Raw genomic sequence first — 18,626 nt, forward strand, 5'->3', positions numbered from 1 at the left:
AAGATCCTCGACCTGCCCAACCAGGTCTGGATCAACAAACCCGAACCAGAACGGCAGGCCGCTTAACTCCCGCTGGCCTCAATCCCTTGACATGTTCCGCCCCACCGAGATGAGCCTGTTCGACTAGGCTCCGCCTCCACAGCGGACGGCGCTAACGGCGTGGCATCACAGGTGCGCAGGGACGGGGAGAAAGCAGTGGTCGAAACGTACAAGGATGCACGCGGCGCCGGCCGTGGCCGCGCCACCGTCGCACGAATCTATGACTACCTCCTCGGCGGCGATCAGAACTTCCCCGCAGACCGCGAAGCCGCACGACAGCTTCTGCAGGCTGTTCCCGACGCGGCCGACATCGCCTGGTCCAACCGCCTGTTTCTGCGGCGCGCGGTCCGAGTGCTGGCCGAAGCGGGCATTCGACAGTTTCTCGACCTCGGCTCCGGCATCCCCACCCAGGGCAACGTGCACGAGATCGCCCAGGCGGTCGACCCCACCAGCAGAGTGCTGTACGTGGACATCGACCCCGTCGCGGTTGTCGCGTCCAACGAGCTTCTGATGGGCATCCCGGGCTGCCGGGCCATCGAAGGCGACTTCACCCGCCCCGACCTTGTTCTCGATGCCCTCCACGAGGGTGACCTCGCCAGCGTGATCGACCTCGACCAGCCCACCGCGCTGCTCTACTGCGCGGTGCTGCAGCAAGTGCCCGACGATCGAATCGATGAAGTCGTGGCACCAATCCGTGACCGGCTTGTCCCCGGCAGTGCGATGGTGCTCTCGCACCTGAGTGCGGCGGCTGTTACGGACACATATGAAGAGTCGAGCGTGTCAACGGCGAAGAGTGTGTTTCGCACCCAAGCGGCCACCGAGATCACCCTCCGCACCGACGCGCAGCTCACCGCGCTCTTCGGCGACTACACGCTCATGGCTCCAGGCCTCGTGCCGCTCGGCGAATGGCGACCCGAGTTGAGCGAGCCGGACCCCTACGCAGCGACGCCCGCGCGTTCACCGATGCGGGGCGCCGTGGCCACCAACTGACCGATGAGACCAAGACGGGCGCAAGATCGGGAGCCGGATGTCGTAGGCGCTCGCGATACTGGCGGCTATGGCAACCGGAGCGACCTGCCCGCACTGCGGCTCCGCTGGAGCGCGCGCTCTGCCTGCGGTGCGCGCAACGGGGGCGCGAGTGGCGCGTACGTCCACCACGACACTGGCAGGGGGATTGCTCGCTGTACGCAGCCGCACTGCCACGGCGTCGTCGAGCCTTCTGGCTGTGAAACTACGGCCCCCTGCTCACCCCCGTTCGGCGTCGCGGCCAGCGGCAGTAGCAGCAGCATGTGCGGGAATCGTGGTCTTCATCAGCTACGGGCTGCTGGCCACACCATCGCCCTCCGCGCAGGACTCTGCTGCGGGTATGTTCGCAGCGGCGGTTCTGGCCGCTGTGGGCGGTGCCGCTGGGCTGCTCGCGGCTGTCCGCCGGCACCGTGCTCAGGGATCGCGGGCGGTGACGGAGCGGGCGATGTGGGTGTGGCGTTCAGGGACCTGGTGTGGAAGCTGTCACCACGTAGCCCTGCCGGTCCCCGGTGCCGGCCGTCGGGTCATCGTGAGCGCGGAGCACGCGTACCAAGCGGTTCACGACCTCGCGCGAGTGGATGCCGGTGGGGCACTGCGGCTGGCAACGTAGAAGCTGCCCAACTCAGCCGCGGCGGAGGCCCGAGCGGGAAGCTGCCAAGATCGACTGCCGGCGCTTTCCGGTGTTGCTTGCGCTTCCCAACACGGCTGCCCGTCACCGGGACGATTCACCCCACTGCGCGGTGCCATTGCCATCTTGCTGGCGGCCGGCGGTCTGCTCGCGCCATGTGCCCGGCGAGGGTGCGCGCAGGAGGCGGTCGACCATTTCCAGGGCTTCCTCCGGGGAGTCGAACTCCCAGCGCAGCACCTTGCCCGTCTCGCTGTCGCCAGCTCGGGCAACCACCTTCCAGCGGGTCTGTCGGATGAGCCAGACGTCGCGGCGCGCGAGGCGACCCCACGTACCGTTCCACCATCGCCGTGCTACCTCATCCACAACATGATCGTACGCATGTTCGAACGGGTGTTGTGTGGCCTCCCCGCGAACGGGTCATTCGCAGCGATCCTCGGCACCCCGGCCGCGCGCCTCGCAGCAGTCGGGGCGGTGCCGGTAGACCCGCAGATCGCATCCCTGTCGCCGGGCGAAGTCGGGCGTCGCCTCGTACAGGCAGGCCCGCCACACGACAGCCTGCCCGACGGCGGACACCACCTGGCCGTCGCCAGGCCCGCCGCGCAGCAGCACCCTCATGCCACCCGACGGTACGCAGCCCACCGACAAGCGGCGACCGATTCCTTGGGTAACCGGCGCAGGTCAGGAGGCGCTGGCTGGCGGAACCCCCGGTTCGGAGAGCAGGCCCTGCACGCGGAGTTGCGCGGCATGGGCCTCGGGCGGCGGATCGGGCTCGTAATCGGAGGGGCGCGGCCCCCGGGGCCCTCGAGTGAGGAAGGCAGCAGGGTTTCGACTAAGCCACGACGCGTGCGCCCAAGTGGGCGCGCGAGAAAAGCTTCTCGAGTGGCTATGACGGACGAGATGGGCTCCACCGGGACCGCCATAACTGGTCCACCACGGCTGCCTGGCGCTCCTCTCGGGTACCAAACGTGGTCGGCGCCGGTGCTCACCGAGCGGGCGATTGGCGACGACCCGGGCGTTGTCTGCGGGGTCGCTACGAGCGGCAGGGAAGTTCTACAGTCGTCCTCATGCAACCCCTGCCGCAAGATCTCATCAGCCGTTTGCAGCTGCAAAAAGCCATACACATGGAAGCTGACGAAAGCCGCGAGTTGATGCCGACCGAGCCGGGCTGGGAGAAGCTAGTACGGCATCAGAAAGATGTGCAGACATGGATCAGTGCGCAACTGCGCGCTGGCTATCCGACCTCCCGAGATGTCGTTGTCGGAGCTAGGAAGGCCGGACATGGCGTGCGGCCAGTAGCAATCATGCACCCGCTTGACCGAATCGTGTACCGAGCATTGGTCGAGCTGATCACCATGGGCCGCGCAACGGTTGACCGCTCGCGGGAACAGTACGAGCAATTCATCCTTGCTCCGGTCAACTATTCAATCTTGGAATCTAGAGGGAATGCGACGAGGCAATGGCGGACTGACGTCGAGTACATCGTCAAGACCGATATCGCCGCCTTCTACCAATACATCGACCATGAGGTTCTAGCCAACGAACTGGTGCTTCAAGCAGGTGAGTTCGAGGCAGTCAGCGCTCTTACGGACCTTCTCGCCGAGACGCAGGGTAGACGGTTCGGAATTCCTCAGCAACTGACCGCCTCCCACCAGCTTGCAGAGTGCTATGCAGATATCATCGAGCGCCGTATGATCCGAAATGGATCCGCCATATGGCGGTTTAATGACGACTTCCGCATTGCGGCCTGCAACTATCCAGCCGCACTGACGGCCATCGATGAAATTTCTGCGGTCAGCCGGGAAGTCGGACTTACGATAAGCGAGAACAAGACATCGACGCCGACATTCGAGACGTACCTACGCGACACAACCGGACTAGCCATCAGCGATCCGATTCCACAAGAGATAGAAGTAATCGACTCTATAGCTGACTATTTTGGAGAGGATGTGGATCAACCCGATCCGGTCGAGGCCTATGGCATCCTTGACGGCGCCGGCATCACCGACGATTCACCCATCGATCTCCGGCGGCCAAGCAGCCAAGATGTCCGGTCACTGCGACGCGCAATCGCAGCGCTCGCCTACCGTGAAGACGAATACGGACTCAATGACGTGGTGCGCGTTGTGAGCTACGTCGCCGCGTTGACCCCTGCGGTCGCGAAGTACTTAATGGAGTTGGACAACAGTCCTGAAGTGCTTGCCGTCCTCGATATAATCATCGACGAGGTTTCCCTCAATGAATGGCAGAAACTCTGGTTCATTCAAGCAATCCACCAACTCGGCGCCCTTTCGCCCACGTCAGCCGGCAAGTCGGAGCGGCGTTTGGCGTGGGCTCGAGGGCTGGCTTCTTCCGATCGGTCGTACGCGGTACGAGCGCAGGCGGTGGCAGCCTTGGCCAGCAGTGCTCGCATAGGCGCTGAAGAAATCGAGATGTCGATGCGCGATTCGCCGACCTGTCTTGCCGCGTGGCACCTTGCAGCTCTGGGTGACTTAGCCCCTAATGCGGACGCCAGATCGCGCAAGATCATAGATGCTGCCAAGAACGAGTCGAAGTTCAACACCTGGCTACTCGGATGACAGACCGTCACGTTCAGCGCGGCTCAACTGAGGCGGCGATTCGCCTAATACGCCTTACGTCTGCCGACATACAATCCGCCATAGTCCGTGTTCCGGTTGGCAGGATCGTCCGCGCGACCTCGGTCTTCGGTAGCGAAGATCTGGCCGATGCACTGAAGCAAGCACATTATCTCCGCTTGGTTAGCATCGCCGAGATCTATACTGACGTCCTCATGTCAGAACTCCTCGGCGAACGCTTACCCACCTACGATGAGCTGATCGCCAAGCTTATGGCAACGGCTGAACTTGCGTCGTCGTCAAGCTGGCCTCGGCGCAGCGAGTTCTTCAACAGACTACATGGAATCAAGTTGGATGAGTTCGATAGGAATACCGAGCTCAATGCCGCTAAGCGTGTGCGGAACATCGTAGCTCACGGCCTGGGTCGCATTACCAATAAGGAGATGGAGAATTCGCGCTTAGGCAGTCAGCTGAGTTTGATAGGCGTGCGAATTCAAGACCGCAGAGTGATTATTTCGGAGCAGAGTCTGGTGATTCTATCCAAGCTTACCATTGACTACATCACGTGGCTGGACGAAGAGGCAGGCGCTTAACGGAATCGCAATATCGACACAGGTGCAGACGTCGCATGTTCGCATCGAGACCCGACTTCTGGCCGACTCCGGCAGAAGCGAAGGATGCACTAATCTCGGCATGGTCGAGCGGATCGCGGCTACCTATTGCGTGTGGTCAGCGCCCGTTGACTGTCGGGCGCAGGCAGTCGCGTTGCGGTATGACGCCGAGTTCAGCTGTGCTGAACCCACAGGTTTTCCTCGACATATACGCCGCGGTCCCGTTCTCGATCGATCAGCACGAGGTTGAGTGCACCGGGGACCACATACTCCCGGGTGACCGGAAACACCATGTCCGCCCAGCTCTCCCAATCAGCGACGCTTCCTTCAATCACCATCGACCTCTGAGCTGGACAGAGCACGCGGCCTCCCATGCGTTGGTGGGTGCGGATCCACGGATCCATAGAGAGTCCGTCCGGGCGGGTCCACCCGGCGTACTCGGCCATCGACACCATCGGGTACCGGTGCTTCCACGTCGGTCGAAGCGGAGCGACCACATGCGCGAGGCCGTCGCTGTGCGCTCGTCGCGCCAACTCCTCAAGCACGACACCGGCCATGCCGCGCTTGTCATGCGATGAGCCCACGGCGACCGCCATGAAGCTCAGGCTTGTGGGCTCGATTCCCGCTTCGCGGCCTTCCACCGCACGTATCAACGCGTCGTCGTAGCCGGACGGCAGGTCGTCGACGGTGCCATCCCAGGCCATCGGCACTCCCCATCCACCGGCGACGACAGAGCCCTCATCGAGCACCACGACGTCATATCGCGCGAAATACTCCTCGACCCGGCCCATGTATCTCTTCGGCACGTCGTCGTGGAAAATGAACTCTGGCCAGCGTTCTCGGAACACGACGGCCGCCGCCTCGTGCAGGTCGGGCCGATCGGTGCGAGTCACGATCTCCACGCCGGCAAAATATCGGCGTCGCCAAGTGGACGCAACGCCATTGTTCGGGCGAACCCATGCACTCAACTCGGCCAGATCCGCGCACTGCCACGCGCAGTACCAGCAGCCTTGGCCCTCACGGACCGTTACTTGGCTCTCGGCGAGGCCGGCCCGTGCCGGGGCCTGTTATGGCCCCCCCTGGAGCCCATCCCGTCCGCCCAGCCACCCGAGGGACCTCGCGGTCATCGAGAGGTTCAGGAAGTGTGACGCCACAGGTCGCGCAGGGGCGCCCAGGAGGAGCCGAGGCCCTCTTCCCAGTAGGCGGTCAGGACGCCGGCGACAGGCTGCGCGGGGTCGCTCCACCACAGCGCGGCCACCGTCTGTCCGGCGTGCTCTCCGGCGGGCACTTGGTAGGCGTACTCGACGTGAAGCTGCGGACGGTGTTCGGCGGGCGTCGGGCTGGGTTGCAGCATGCCGGGAGCCAGATGTTGTGACTGCTCCGCCTGGGCTGCGTATCGAGCGTGGGCTGTATCCCGATCGGCAATGCTGCGATATGAGATCCAGTAGACGGTGACGATCCCGGCGGTGCATCGGGTACGCGTCAGCTCGCCGTCGCCGCGCTCGGGTCCTCCACTTTGGGTGTCGCCGGTGCAGTCGCCCATGCGGGCGAGCCAGGGCGCGGCGAACTCGGCCAGCTGCTTCGTCGGGATGTGGCTGCGATTGACGCTGGCCTGACGCTCGGCGAACGGCCCTTCGGCATCGCCTGTGGGGCGCTCCCTTGGGATCTCCGAGGATGTGGGTGCAAACCAGCTCGCGAAACCGGTGCCGAGCCCGGCACCGGCAAGGAGCACCGCGAGGATCATGGCCACAAGCCGGGCGCGGCTGGTCCTTGGTCGATCACTGTGCGGGATGGCGGCGTGGGCTGGAGTGGAGACGCCGCCTGCAGGGTGTACGGGAGTGACGGCAGGCGCCCGGCCAGGCGCCCTCGCCGGCACGTCGCCGTGGCCGATGGGCCAGATCGCCTGGTCGGGGCGCTGCCTCGTCACAGTTGCCCTCCCTGCCTGTGTCGTAAGCGTCAGCCGATCTTGCGTCGACGGCCAGCAACGACCAGACCGACGCCGATGAGGACCGCACCGGATCCGACCGCCGTGATCGTTGCGACGCGCGCCCCGGTCACGGGCAGCCATGGTCCTTGATCGGCACCGCCAGCGACGACCGCGGCGTCGGACGTCGGCGTCGACGTGTTCGAGACGCTGTTGGACGGCCGCGAGGGCTTGAGCGGAGGCCGGGCCGCCGGCGATTTGCTCGGTTCAGGGAGCGGTGGCGTGGGGGGCTCAGGGCCGGGAGGTGTGGTGGGTTCCGGATCCGGCCCCGGGCCGGTGGGATCGGGCTCCGGCGTCGCGGTGGGATCCGGCACGGGCGAGTTCGCGTCGGCGCTGGTCGCCTCCGCGGTCGCGGCCCTCGTCGCAGCCGCGTCCGGAGTGGGAGTGGCATCGGCGAGTGCGGGTGAGGCTGCGACCATCAGGCCAACAGCTGCGCCGGCCGCCGATATTGCCAGCGCGTTCCACGTTCTAATCGATCCAAAATGCACGAGTGATTTCCTCCCCCTTCGAAGTTGTTGAATTCGGCCTTGACGGAAGGCGCCACGCTCCGTCGTGCCGTACGGGAGGAACCGTAGCTTCCTGCTGTGTCAGCTACCAGCGCGATGCGCGCTGGAGGATTGTATTCCGGTGGACATACTCCCAGCTCAGCCGTGTCTAGATGGCGCGGAGGCTGGACTGGTGAAAGCGACTAGTGGTGGCCGGAAACGTAGACACTCCGGTTGGGCGTGTGCTGAATTGATCGCGTTGTTGGCGCAGACCTCACAACGGGGAGCGGGTCTGCGCCGGGAGCCCGCGACATCATCCGTGCGGGCTGCTAGCTCGCACCCCGGATAGGTGCGCCAAATGACTTCGTCGTCATTTTCCTTCGGCTGTCAGTCGCGTAGTCGCCGGCGGGCGATTCCCTATGGCTTGACGCTTCGCGCTGCGGCCGTAATGTGTGGCCTCGCCGCGGTGGCGCTGGCACTGTCCGGCTGTACCGGCGCCGCTGAGTCTTCGCCGGCTTCCGGCGCGACCTCCACCGCCTCGGCGATGTCAGCCGTGCCACCCTCGACCGCGACCCTCTATCGCCCGATTGACGCGCTATGCCCCAAGCTGGACCTCCGCGCCGTCGCCGACATCATCGGGCCGGTAGGGAGCCGCCAGGACACCTCCCGCACGAGCGGCAGCACCGCCAACCTGGCGTGCACCGCCACGGTGGGGCGCCTACCCAACGGTGTCGTGATGACGGTGCACGTCGACATCGTGGAACCCGACTCGGCCCGCCTGATGTATGAGGGCATGCGGCAGGCGCAGCAGGGCAGCGGTCCGGTCACCGATCTGCCCGGCGTCGGCGCCGCCGCCTACACCTACACGGACGAGTCGACCGGCTTCAACGTGGTCGCCTACGACGCGAACCTGTACCTGACGATCGCGGCCGCACCGCTGCGCCTCGGGGCTGCGCTGCCCGGCGACCTGCCTGCCCGGCTGACGGCTGTAGCGACCTCAACCCTGGCCACCCTGCGCACCTGACCAGGCTGCCGAGACGTGATCCGCCGGAACGCCGATACCGACAACGCCTCGCCTGCGCATCGGTCCGACCGTCCTTGGAGACTTCCTGTGCCGACGACACCTTTACCCGCTGTGTTACCAGGAGCGGGCGACACCGACTACGCCCGCTACATGCGCACCGACGACCTGCTGTCCCTGCAGAAGGGACCGGGGGAGTGGGTACACCCTGACGAACTGCTGTTCCAAGTCGTGCACCAGAGCAGCGAACTGTGGCTCAAGCTCACCCGCTCGCATCTCGCCAGGGCGCTCGCGCACATGACCGCAGATCAACCATCCGCGGCCGAACTCATCCTCCGTCGGGCCGCGGAAGCCTTGCGGCTGATCACCGAGCATCTGCGGATCCTGCGGTCACTGCCGCCGAAGGAATTCGCCGTCATCCGCACCGCGCTCGGCAACGGGTCGGGATTCGAAAGTCCCGGCTGGCGACTGCTCCGCTCAGCCACTACCGAGCTGGACATCGCGTTCGCCCGGCTGCTGTCCTCGCTTCGCATCACCCCGGCCGACCTGTACCGGGGGCAGCCGTCGGACCCGCTGTACCGGCTCGCCGAAGCGCTGGTGGAGCTGGACGAGCGGATCGCCCTGTGGCGCACCGAGCACTACAGCGTCGCCACCCACGTCATCGGTCAGGGCGTGCTCGGCACCCGCCACACCCCGGTCGACAGCCTCACCAAGCTCATCGCCCACCGCCGGTTCCCGACGCTGTGGGAAGCCCGCAGCGAACTCACCGAAGCGTTCTCGCGCGTGGCCTGTCCCCGGCAGGTACAGCCGTGAGCGCCGCGGCACTGGCCCGGCCCGCATTGCTCCGGCAGCGGTTGGCCACGCCATCCGGCAGCGCCCACCTGGCGGCGTGCAGCATCGCCCCCCGCACCCTCGACCTGGAACAGGCCGTCGCCCGGATGCTCAACGACCTCTCTCGGCCCGGCTTCTGGCAAGCATGCGAAGAGCAGGTCGCCCAGGCCCGCCAGCTGTTCGCACGACTCATCGGCGCCGACGCCGACCAGGTCGCGATCCTGCCCAACGCCAGCATCGCCGCGCACCAGGCGGCAGCCGGCCGCCGGTGGCGACGACGCCGGGAAATCCTCACCACCCCAGCCGAGTTCCCGGGGATCGCGCATACCTGGATGGCCCAACCCGGAGCGCGGGTGCGCTGGTGTGGCACCCCCGATGGGGCGGTGCACACCGGCGACTACCTGTCGGCGATCACACCCCGTACCGCGCTGGTGTCGGTGCCCGCCGTCACCTACCGCGACGCCATTCGCCTCGACGTGGCCCGCATCGCCGATGCCGCGCACGACGCCGGCGCGGCCGTGTTCGTCGACGCCTACCAGGCCGCCGGCGTCATCCCCCTCGACGTCGACGTCCTGCGCTGCGACTACCTCGTCACCGGCACCGGCAAATATCTGCTCGGACTACCCGGCCTGGCGTTCCTCTACGTCCGACATCCGGACGGTCCGCCGCCGGCGCTCACCGGCTGGCTCGGCCGCACCGACCCCCACGCCTTCCACACCACCGTCCTGGACTCGCCCCCGAACGCCCGCCGCTACGAGACCGGCACCCCCGCCGCAGCCGCCGTCTACGCCGCCGTCGCCGGCCTGTCCCTGATCGGTGACCTCGACCTGCGGCAGGTACGCCACCACACCCAGCGGCTGATCGCCGCGGCCGCGCAGCGGCTGGCCGCCCAGGGCGAACTCGTGCGCCTGGCCACCAACGTCGACGCGCAAGGCGCCCACCTGGCGCTCGTCGAGCCACACGCGGAGGCGATGGCCGCCTGGCTCGGGCACCACGGCGTCATCGCCGCGGCCCGCAGCGGTGTCCTGCGCCTCGCTATGCACGCCTACACCACGAACGACGACATCGACGCCGCATGCGAGGCGATCGCCGCGTACCGGTGCCGCAGCCACACCCGCCCTGGAGCGGCCCGATGAATCCCGAGCCGCTGCACCGCTGGCTGGCCCACCCCAGGCCCACCACACACCGCTTCCCCTACGACACTGTCGTCGACGCCTACCTCTACTACGGCAAGCACTTCATCCCCCAGGCATGGACCACGCCGCTGCGCTCGGCCCGTGAGCGCCTGCCCGAAGTGTCCGGGCCGCGCACATACCTGGCCGACTTCCTGGCCGTCGCCCTCGACAAGGTCGACGGCAGGTACGACTACCGCACCTACCTCGCCCTACCCCTCCTACCCATACCCGACCCCGACGGCAACGCCGAACCGGCAGACCAGCTGCTGGCCCGCCGCGACCACCTGCACACCTTGCTCCTGACCGACCTCATCTCCTTCGAGCTTCGCGCCCTCGACAGCACCGAGGCGCCGCTGCCCAAGATGCGTCCCGACGTGATGGTGGTGAGGAAACGGGTACGACACGCGGTGCGCGCCGCTGCTCCCGCACTGCGCCGGCTCAGCTTCGCCCTCCCTGCCGCCGACGATCCGATGGCGCTGGCCCCCCACCTGACCGCGCTGACCGCAATCGACCGCACCGCAGCTGACCGGCTGATGCTGCGGACCACGATGCTGCCGGTCGAGCGCGTCCACGACGAGTACCTGTTTATCCGGGTCCTGCAAGCCTTTGAGTCCACCCTCGCCCTGCTCGCCGTGGACCTCACCGCGGCCATCACCGCCGTGGACGAAGAACGTCTGCCCGCAGCCGGCACGCGCCTGTCCTTCGCGGCGTCGCTCCTGCGCGAGACCGCACCGCTGTGGTCGCTGCTGGCCACCATGCAACCGGAGGCGTTCCACGCTTTCCGCGTCTACACCGACGGGGCAAGCGCCATCCAGTCCCGCGCCTACAAGCTGGTCGAATCGCTGTGCCGCACACCCGACCCGGAGCGTCTGCACTCGGTGGCGTACCTGTCTGTGCCCGACGTTTACTCCCGCGTGAGCAACGGACAGGGCAGTCTCGACGGCGCCCTGGACGCCATCCGCGCTGACCATCCGGCTCTCGCGCAAACGCCCATTCTGGCCGACGGGATGCGGCAGTTCGCTGCCGCCGTGCACCAGTGGCGGCGCACCCACTACCGCCTCGCGGTGCGAATGCTCGGTACCGAACGACCAGGCACCGGCGCCACGCCCGGAACGCCTTACCTCCTCCACGGCCGCGACCAACACGTCTTCCGCAGCCGCGACGCCCACGATCCTGAGAAGCGGTGACCGATGACTGCGCCATCGACCGCGCGCCGACGGGCGGACATGCCCCACGATCAGCTGCCAACCCAAGCCCACGCCTTCCTCCGCCAACGGCACAACGAGTTAGGGATACCCGGCCTCGCGCGCCGATGGCGAGAGGTGCGCGCCCAAATCCGCGCGAACGGGACGTGGCGGCCGACCTATGACGAGCTGGCCTACGCGGCGCGGGTGGCCTGGCGCAACTCCGGCCGCTGCATCGGCCGACTGCGCTGGCCCAGCCTCATCGTTCGCGACCGCCGCCACATCACCACCCTGCACGATGTGGGCCGAGAACTGGCCGCTCACCTCGACGAGGCCACCAACGGCGGACGGATCCGCTCCGTCATCACCGTCCTGGCACCCGCCACAAACGCGGGCCCACCCCCGGTGCGCATCATCAGCCCGCAGTTGGCCCGCTACGCGGCCTGGCCCAGCAGAGAAGGCGTCCTCGGTGACCCCGCCAACCTGGCCCTGACCCGCCTGGCCACCGACCTCGGCTGGTCAGGACCCACTCGGCGCGGCCCGTTCGACCTCCTGCCCTGGATCGCCGCCACCGCCGACGGGGTACTGCACCTCCTGCCGACCGACCCGATGCACATCCTCGAGGTGCCGATCCAGCATCCCAATCACCCGTGGATTACCGATCTCGGACTGCGCTGGCCAGCGGTACCCGTCATCAGCAACATGACGCTCACCTTCGGCGGCCTGTGGTTCCCCGCCCCGTTCAGCGGCACCTTCATGGCATCCGAGATCGCCACCCGCAACCTCGCCGACGAACACCGTTACCACCAACTCCCCGCCATCATCACCGGCCTGCGCCTCGACGACCGCGACCGGCTGCGCACCGACAAAGCCCTGCTCACCCTGCACGAAGCCGTGCTGTACAGCTTCGAAGCCGCCGGCGTGTCCATCACCGACCACCACCGCGAAAGCCGGGCCTTCGCCCGCTTCGCGCAGCACGAGGAAGCAGCCGACCGCGTCGTGGTCGGTGACTGGAGCTGGCTCAACTCCTACCCGATGACTCCCCAGGACCCTTCCTGGAGCCGCTACTACCACCCCGGCCAGCCCACCCCGGCTCTTCTTCGGGACCCGTACTGCCTCGCCCTCACCGCCGGCCACCCCAAGCCCGGCCACGAACCCTCACCGCGTCAGCGCGCCGACGTCCCCCCCGGCCGCTGCCGCCACACCCAACCACGCAAGGGAGGACACGTGTCCACACGCACACCCGTCAAGGCACACCGGCGACTGACCCGCCTGGCCGCGGCAGCTGTCACTCTGGCAGCCGTCACCGCCGGTCTCGTCGGAGTCTCCGGCGGGCCCGCCCAGGCCGCAGGCTGCCGCGCCGCACCGTACAGCGCGAAATTCGGGGCCGCCGACTACTTTATGCAGTACGACGGCGTCGAAGTCATCAGCTACCCCAAGTACCCCAGCTACTACCGCACCACCAGCCAGTGCCGCGACATCCAGGTTCGCAACACCGGCGACGGCGTTGACTTCGGCCCCTTCTACGCCTGCGTCAACTTCTACGGACGCTCCGGCTGCAACTACTGGACCTACGTGCCCGTCGGCCAATGGCGCAACCTCGCCACCAACGTCAAGGACGGCACCAAGTTCTACGTCTGGGTCCGCATCGACATGGGCAAGTACTACGGATTCAGGGCCGTCGGCGACTGGTGACCGAGCTTGGGGCCCGCGGTTGCGCGGGCCCCAAGCTCCCGTACCGCGAGTAGTCGCTCACCGCAGGTCACCTACATCCTAGGATGCCTAGCGAATGTGGCCTCCTCGGAATCGGCAGTTTGGCGGCTGCGGTCGCCGAGAACCAGATCCTGTGAACTAGATGTGCGGGGAGTCGGGTCGATGGCGTTTGCGAATGCGGCATCCGGAGGTAGCGAGGGCGCGAGGCGACCGGCCAAGGCGCCAACATCATTGCTGTCAGCTATCGGTCTCCCGGCCCCTCAGAGACGTAGGTCCCCGAAAGGTTGCCATTGGCAATACTGCCTCACTGTCATGGACGCGCGAGGGCGGCTTGCCGATCGAGCCCCGGTTCGCGCAATGGGGTGGAGCCCGGACGACTCGCTGAACGGCAAAGTGGGGGAGGGCTTCATAACAATCCAGCGTGGCGAGGACGGGACATGTCTTGTTACAGCACAAGGGCACCTCCGCATACTCTCTTCCATCAGACATTTGGCCGAGCTGTCCGCGGGCGTACGACTCTTAGTGGTGGTGCGGAGGAAAGAAGGATTGGTCATCCTTTGCACCATGGGCCTTGTGGAGTCTGCGCTCGCAGCTTTCATGGACAGTGACTCAGGTGGTGTTACATGACCGGCCCGTTGCCGAATGGATTAACCAACCAAGAGGTAGCCGCTTTGCGGTCGATTCTGGCGCGGATTCCCAATGAAGGGTTGGGTGGACCGTCAGCAATCGGCGCACCGCCGGGAATCCCTACCTTTCGTGACTACATCCAGCGCGTATCGGTGGCCGTTGCTCCAGGCTCCCGCCGACTTTACGAAAGCTACTGGAAGCGAATCGAGCAGTGCTGGGGTGAGCGCAAGCTGAACGACCCAACACCCTCCGAAATCTCGGCGCTTGTCGAGCAGATCCGCGCGAGTGCAGTCGTGCGTAGCAACTCGCGCGGTGGCCGCTCGGCGGCTGAGCACACGGTCTCTGCCCTCCGCTGCCTCTATGCATTCGCGGTTGCCGACGGCTTGATTGCCGAGGCGGAAGATCCAGCTCGACGGGTGGCAAAGCCCAGAAGACTGCCTAGTAATCGACACGCTCTAACAGAGCGTCAGCTTGCTCGGATAGTGGAACTCGCAGGGCGTACAGGAAATGACCCGCACCTAGACTCCCTCATCCTGCGACTTCACATCGAAACAGCCTGCCGGCGTGGTGGAGCACTGGGCCTGGACCGAGCGGACCTGGACCTCGACAATTGCTGCATTCGGCTCACCGAAAAGGGCGGAACAGTTCGCTGGCAGCCCGTCTCCCCTTCCATGCTGCGTATGCTTGTCCGGCATTATGAAGAGCGTGGGAAGGCTGGTGGCAGTACCCAACTACTCAGATACCGGTCGGGCGCTCCATTGACGAGCCGTCGCTATGATTACCTCTGGCAGCGATTGGGGCGTCGCCTGCCTTGGATCCAAGCCCAGCAGATATCGGCACATTGGCTACGGCATACCACGTTGACCTGGGTTGAACGGAATTTCGGATACGCCATCGCCCGAGCGTATGCCGGCCATACCGGCCGTTCGGACGCCGGTGTGACAAGTACGTACGTCAAGGCAGATATTTACGATATTGCTCGGGCACTGTCTGCCCTTGCGGGCGAGCCGCATCCGCTTCTTGCTGAGGAACAAGCTCCGGGTGCTTCGGTGAATCCAAAACCTCTCGGAGCGCCGCCGGCGAGCCGGGGGGAGATCATCGACTTCTGTTAAATCACGGCCGGTCAGCCTCGGCTACCTCAACCCCGTCGCCTACGAACCACCGGCCACAGCCCGGTACCCGGCAGCAGGGTAGCGTGAGATCAACACATCGACCCTGTCGGCCTAAACGGGTCAAGCCTACGGAGGCAGCGGTGACTGAGGCGTGCGATAGGGCCAGCGTGATCCGGACGAGGCTCTGCCCGTCGGCAGCAGCTGCTGCCGACGGGCATACCGGGAGTAGGTCCGACCGTCAGTGCTGTTCCTCGAAACCGGCTTGTTCGAACTTCAGGGCGTTGCTGTTCTCCGAGATCGTGCGGACTTGAAACTCCGAGAAGCCATGAAGGGCTTCGGCCTCAATCTCGACGCGGACCTTCAGATTGACCCCGGGCGAGGCGGTCAGGTGCTGGATCACCTCGTCCATCAGCTTCTTGAAGTCCAGTGCGTAGTGAGTCGAGTCGAGGGTCTTGCTTCCGAAGAAGTAGTCGACCTTGCGTGGCTTCGGTACTGGCGTCGGGCCAGTACCGGCCCTGGGACCGGGCGCGGAACCAGGATCAGCCGTCGAACCCGGCTCGGGGCCAGGCTCGGGCTCAGGCCCAGGTTCAGGTGCCTTCTCTCGCTGCCGCTGCGCGAGCGCAACCTCGGGCTTGACCAGGAGCATCGCATCGGTGACCTGACCGAAGTCTCCCTCCGAGGGCAGCTTGAGTCCCTCGTAGCGGTCTCCGTCGAAGGAGAGGGCAGTGGCGAAGCCCTCCTGCTGCCACAACAGCGGCTGGTCCGAAACCCCGCGGGCCAGCACCGACCTGTCCCGCAGCCGTGGCATGTAGGGGTACGTCGTGTACTGGCGCCACAAATCGCCGACCCTGACGTGACCGTTCTCCCACAGCTTCGGAAGGCGGTTGAGCCAGAGCGAGACTGCCGCGGCGGCCTGCTGGGTGGCTAACGCGCCATCGGCGCCGAGTCGCTTCGAGACACGCTCCGCCAGCGACGTCGAATGTCCCTCCGCCTTGGTGGCCGTGATTACGAACGGTGACCCCGGGTCGGGAGCCTCCGGCACAAGCGCCCACTGGTAGGCACCCAGCAGGCGGGACTCCACGGTTTCGTGTGCCTGCCGCTTCTTGTCCGTCGCCTGGTTCTGCTGGTTCTTGGTCAGGTCGAGGTCGACGGCATTGTCCAGCACGTGCGACCACCCGAGGTAGTCCCGTACCGCCGATTCCAACTCCTCCATGCGGTTCACGTCGACCGCGAGGAAGACCAGCATGTTGCGGTGCACCCGGTGGGCGGTGCCACGGTGGTCGGTCGCGGACCGCGCGAACTTCATGGCGCTGGACTCCTGGTCTCCCTTCTTGTGGGTGACCTTGGGATGCAGGATGACCAGCCGTGCCTCATCGGTGTCGGGGATGTCGCCGTTGTCCTCGGGGCAGATGTGCACACCGGCGAAGTCACCGCGCCGCTGTGCCTGGTCGGCGAGCCGCCGGCGCACCTCGGCCCATACCTCTTCGACGTGCAGCCGTTCGGCCTGGTCCTTGGCTCGGCGGGTGATGTTGGCCTGGAGGTCGTACCAGTACTTCCCCGACCCTGAGTAGAAGTAGGTCGCCCGGTCGCCGAGTGCTGCGAGCGCGGAGTGGAAGTTGCCCGGGATGTCACCGGGGATCGCGGTGCCGAGAAAGACGCGCTGACGTTCCAGCCCCTTGTGCGCCGAGCCGATGGTCGGAGCGGCGCCGAAGAAGATGGCGCGGGCCAGCCGCTTGGTGACCCGGCGCGTCTGGAGCAGCGGCTTCTCGTTGTCGATCTTGGTTGGCTCCGAGTTTGGACCGTCGACGTCAGCGTCGATGATCGCCTTCCACGAGTCCTGCAGATACTGCGTGAGCTCTGAGTTGACCGCGGACGTCGCCAGCGGGATCGACCCAGGCATGATCAGCGGACCGTTGTCTTCCCCGACCCACAGCGCGTGGATGACGGTGTTCATTAGGCGGAGCACGCCGCGCGTCCGTTGGAAGCGCTCGAGGCTCGACCAGTCCTCGTAGAGCCGGTCGAACAGCTCTGGGTGTATCGGGTAGGTCCGCTTGATCCGGTCCTCGTACGTACCGTCCCGCGCTTCGCGGGGAAACTCGTCGCTGTGTTTGCGGTAGAACTCCACGAACGCTCGTGCCGTGGCACCGATCGAGGCCAGCGCGGCGGCGTCCGGGGCGACGAAGAGCCGTTGCCGGACGATGTGGTAGGCCTCGTCGGAGGAAGCGGGGCGCCATTGGTCGGCGACGCGGCGGACGACGTTCTGGAGCCGCTGCAGCGCTTCGAGGCCACGGCGTCCGCCGACCTCCTCGGCGTTACCGGCGACAACCTCGTTGGGGTCCTTCCCCGTCTCGGACGCGGGGATCGAGATCGCCAGCAGCACTCCGCTGGTTGCCTTGGCCGCCTCGGTCAGGGACTGGGCAAAGGTGAACTGAGTGTCGAAGGTGCCGCCAGTGATGCCGGCGGCAGTCGCCTCCTCGGGATGGTCCGGCAACTGCCGGGCATAGGCCACCCACTCGTCAATCAGGATCACCGCAGGTGAGTACGCCGCGAGCAGGTCATGCAGCGCCCGGCCGGGGTTGGTGCCGGCTCGGTCGGCGTCGGCAACCATCACGTACGCCTCAGCGCCGCCGAGCTGCCAGGCGAGCTCTCCCCACACGGTTCTCACCAGGGTGCCGTCCGGCTTGGTTTCGCCAGTGGGCGCGAAGTGATTGCCGACGATGGCGACCCGATGGCCGTCCTTGATCGTGTCGTAGCCCAGCGGCCCCAGCAGGTCCTGGGTGTCCTGCGGGAAGGAGCCGAGCGGCGTGCCGCCGGCCAGGTGCCACAGCGCCAGCATCGAGTGGGTCTTGCCGCCACCGAAGTTGGTCTGCAGGTTGATAACCGGCGACGCGTTGTCGTCTCCGGTCATCCTCCGGACCGCGCGGTCGACCAGGTCGCGCAGACCCTCCGTCAGGTAGGTACGAGAGAAGAACTGGACCGGGTCCGCGTAGTCGTTGCCGGCCTGCCCTTGCGCAACCTTGAAGAGGTCGGCTGCGAACTCGGAAGCCTGGAAGTTGCCGGTCGCTACGTCGTCATGCGGCCGCAGCACCTCACGCCACGGCCGAAGCCCGGTCGAATCGGCCGTCTCGGCGGCCGCCTTGAGCGTACGGCGGTCGTCCTTCTCCGCTGTCACCCGGCGCAGGTTCAGCCGGATCTTGGCGACTTCTGCGGCCGCCTCGGAGGCACCGATGCCCGACAACAGCCGTTCCGCGGTGTCGAGCGCCCGGTAGGCGTCGTCGTTGCTGAACGAGGCCCCGTGCGCCCAGCCGTTGCGCACGTCGCGTAACTCGCTGGCGTAGGACTGCTGAAGTTTTGACAGCTGGCCGTCGAACGGGAACCAGCCGGGCTTGACCTGGTGGGGGATGTTCTCGGTCAGCATGCGCAGCTGGAGCTGTGGGTCGGTGGTGGAGTAGGCCTTGCCGGAGACCCCGTTCTTGGAGTCCTTGAGCGCGACCAGCTGTGTCCAGTCGTGGCCTTGCGGCAGCTGGGGGGACACGACTCTCGTGATGAACTCGTTTAGTGCCGGAGACAGCGCGTCGAACATCTGGCCGATGCGGTCGCGGTTCGAGATCGCCATG

13 protein-coding genes and 1 pseudogene are annotated in these 18,626 nt (G+C 66.2%); 9 read left to right on the forward strand and 5 right to left on the reverse strand.

Annotated elements, in window-relative coordinates:
- Positions 1-195 precede the first annotated feature (195 nt).
- Positions 196-1,029: an SAM-dependent methyltransferase gene (locus IF06_RS0114055; protein ID WP_030271449.1), complete on the forward strand. Its 834-nt coding sequence runs from the start codon at positions 196-198 to the stop codon at positions 1,027-1,029.
- Between the two features lie 761 nt (positions 1,030-1,790).
- Here IF06_RS0114055 and IF06_RS0114060 read toward each other — a convergent pair.
- A pseudogene (locus IF06_RS0114060) lies at positions 1,791-2,056 on the reverse strand (hypothetical protein).
- A gap of 54 nt (positions 2,057-2,110) precedes the next feature.
- On the reverse strand, positions 2,111-2,308 hold the full coding sequence (locus IF06_RS0114065; protein ID WP_030271453.1) for a hypothetical protein: 198 nt from the start codon (positions 2,306-2,308) through the stop codon (positions 2,111-2,113).
- Positions 2,309-2,757: 449 nt separating this feature from the next.
- Here IF06_RS0114065 and IF06_RS0114070 point away from each other — a divergent pair, with 449 nt between their 5' ends.
- Positions 2,758-4,269 (forward strand): reverse transcriptase domain-containing protein, encoded by a 1,512-nt coding sequence (locus tag IF06_RS0114070; RefSeq protein ID WP_084588811.1) that lies wholly within the window; start codon positions 2,758-2,760, stop codon positions 4,267-4,269.
- Positions 4,266-4,859, forward strand: a complete 594-nt coding sequence (locus tag IF06_RS0114075) for a hypothetical protein (protein ID WP_157551492.1) — start codon at positions 4,266-4,268, stop codon at positions 4,857-4,859. The genes IF06_RS0114070 and IF06_RS0114075 overlap by 4 nt, the downstream gene beginning before the upstream one ends.
- Positions 4,860-5,050: 191 nt before the next feature.
- On the opposite strand, the gene IF06_RS0114080 is transcribed toward IF06_RS0114075, so the two are convergent.
- Together IF06_RS0114080 and IF06_RS0114085 are read right to left on the reverse strand one after the other, a co-directional pair.
- Positions 5,051-5,779, reverse strand: a complete 729-nt coding sequence (locus tag IF06_RS0114080) for a hypothetical protein (RefSeq protein WP_030271456.1) — start codon at positions 5,777-5,779, stop codon at positions 5,051-5,053.
- A gap of 233 nt (positions 5,780-6,012) precedes the next feature.
- Positions 6,013-6,621 (reverse strand): hypothetical protein, encoded by a 609-nt coding sequence (locus IF06_RS0114085; RefSeq protein WP_030271458.1) that lies wholly within the window; start codon positions 6,619-6,621, stop codon positions 6,013-6,015.
- Between the two features lie 1,191 nt (positions 6,622-7,812).
- Between IF06_RS0114085 and IF06_RS34315 the strand changes: the two genes are divergently transcribed.
- The 6 genes from IF06_RS34315 to IF06_RS33105 all read left to right on the forward strand — a co-directional run bounded on the left by IF06_RS34315 (position 7,813) and on the right by IF06_RS33105 (position 15,009).
- Entirely contained in the window at positions 7,813-8,370 is a 558-nt protein-coding gene (locus tag IF06_RS34315) for a hypothetical protein (RefSeq protein ID WP_232236683.1), read from the forward strand.
- A gap of 87 nt (positions 8,371-8,457) precedes the next feature.
- A complete protein-coding gene (locus IF06_RS0114095) occupies positions 8,458-9,180 on the forward strand; it encodes a tryptophan 2,3-dioxygenase family protein (RefSeq protein ID WP_030271461.1) in 723 nt (240 codons plus the stop codon).
- Positions 9,177-10,334, forward strand: coding sequence for an aminotransferase class V-fold PLP-dependent enzyme (locus IF06_RS0114100; protein ID WP_030271463.1), 1,158 nt, complete (start codon positions 9,177-9,179; stop codon positions 10,332-10,334). The genes IF06_RS0114095 and IF06_RS0114100 overlap by 4 nt, the downstream gene beginning before the upstream one ends.
- Complete coding sequence (locus IF06_RS0114105) at positions 10,331-11,560, forward strand: tryptophan 2,3-dioxygenase family protein (protein WP_030271465.1); 1,230 nt, start codon at positions 10,331-10,333, stop codon at positions 11,558-11,560. The genes IF06_RS0114100 and IF06_RS0114105 overlap by 4 nt, the downstream gene beginning before the upstream one ends.
- A 39-nt stretch (positions 11,561-11,599) precedes the next feature.
- Positions 11,600-13,252: a nitric oxide synthase oxygenase gene (locus IF06_RS33100; RefSeq protein ID WP_198039660.1), complete on the forward strand. Its 1,653-nt coding sequence runs from the start codon at positions 11,600-11,602 to the stop codon at positions 13,250-13,252.
- Positions 13,253-13,893: 641 nt separating this feature from the next.
- On the forward strand, positions 13,894-15,009 hold the full coding sequence (locus IF06_RS33105) for a tyrosine-type recombinase/integrase (protein ID WP_084588813.1): 1,116 nt from the start codon (positions 13,894-13,896) through the stop codon (positions 15,007-15,009).
- A gap of 238 nt (positions 15,010-15,247) precedes the next feature.
- On the opposite strand, the gene IF06_RS0114120 is transcribed toward IF06_RS33105, so the two are convergent.
- The gene (locus tag IF06_RS0114120; RefSeq protein ID WP_030271467.1) at positions 15,248-18,625 is read right to left on the reverse strand and encodes a Swt1 family HEPN domain-containing protein; all 3,378 of its coding nucleotides are present in this window, start codon (positions 18,623-18,625) and stop codon (positions 15,248-15,250) included.
- Between the last annotated feature and the right edge of the window lies 1 nt (position 18,626).

This window comes from Micromonospora globosa, from assembly GCF_000717585.1.
GTDB lineage: Bacteria > Actinomycetota > Actinomycetes > Mycobacteriales > Micromonosporaceae > Micromonospora > Micromonospora aurantiaca.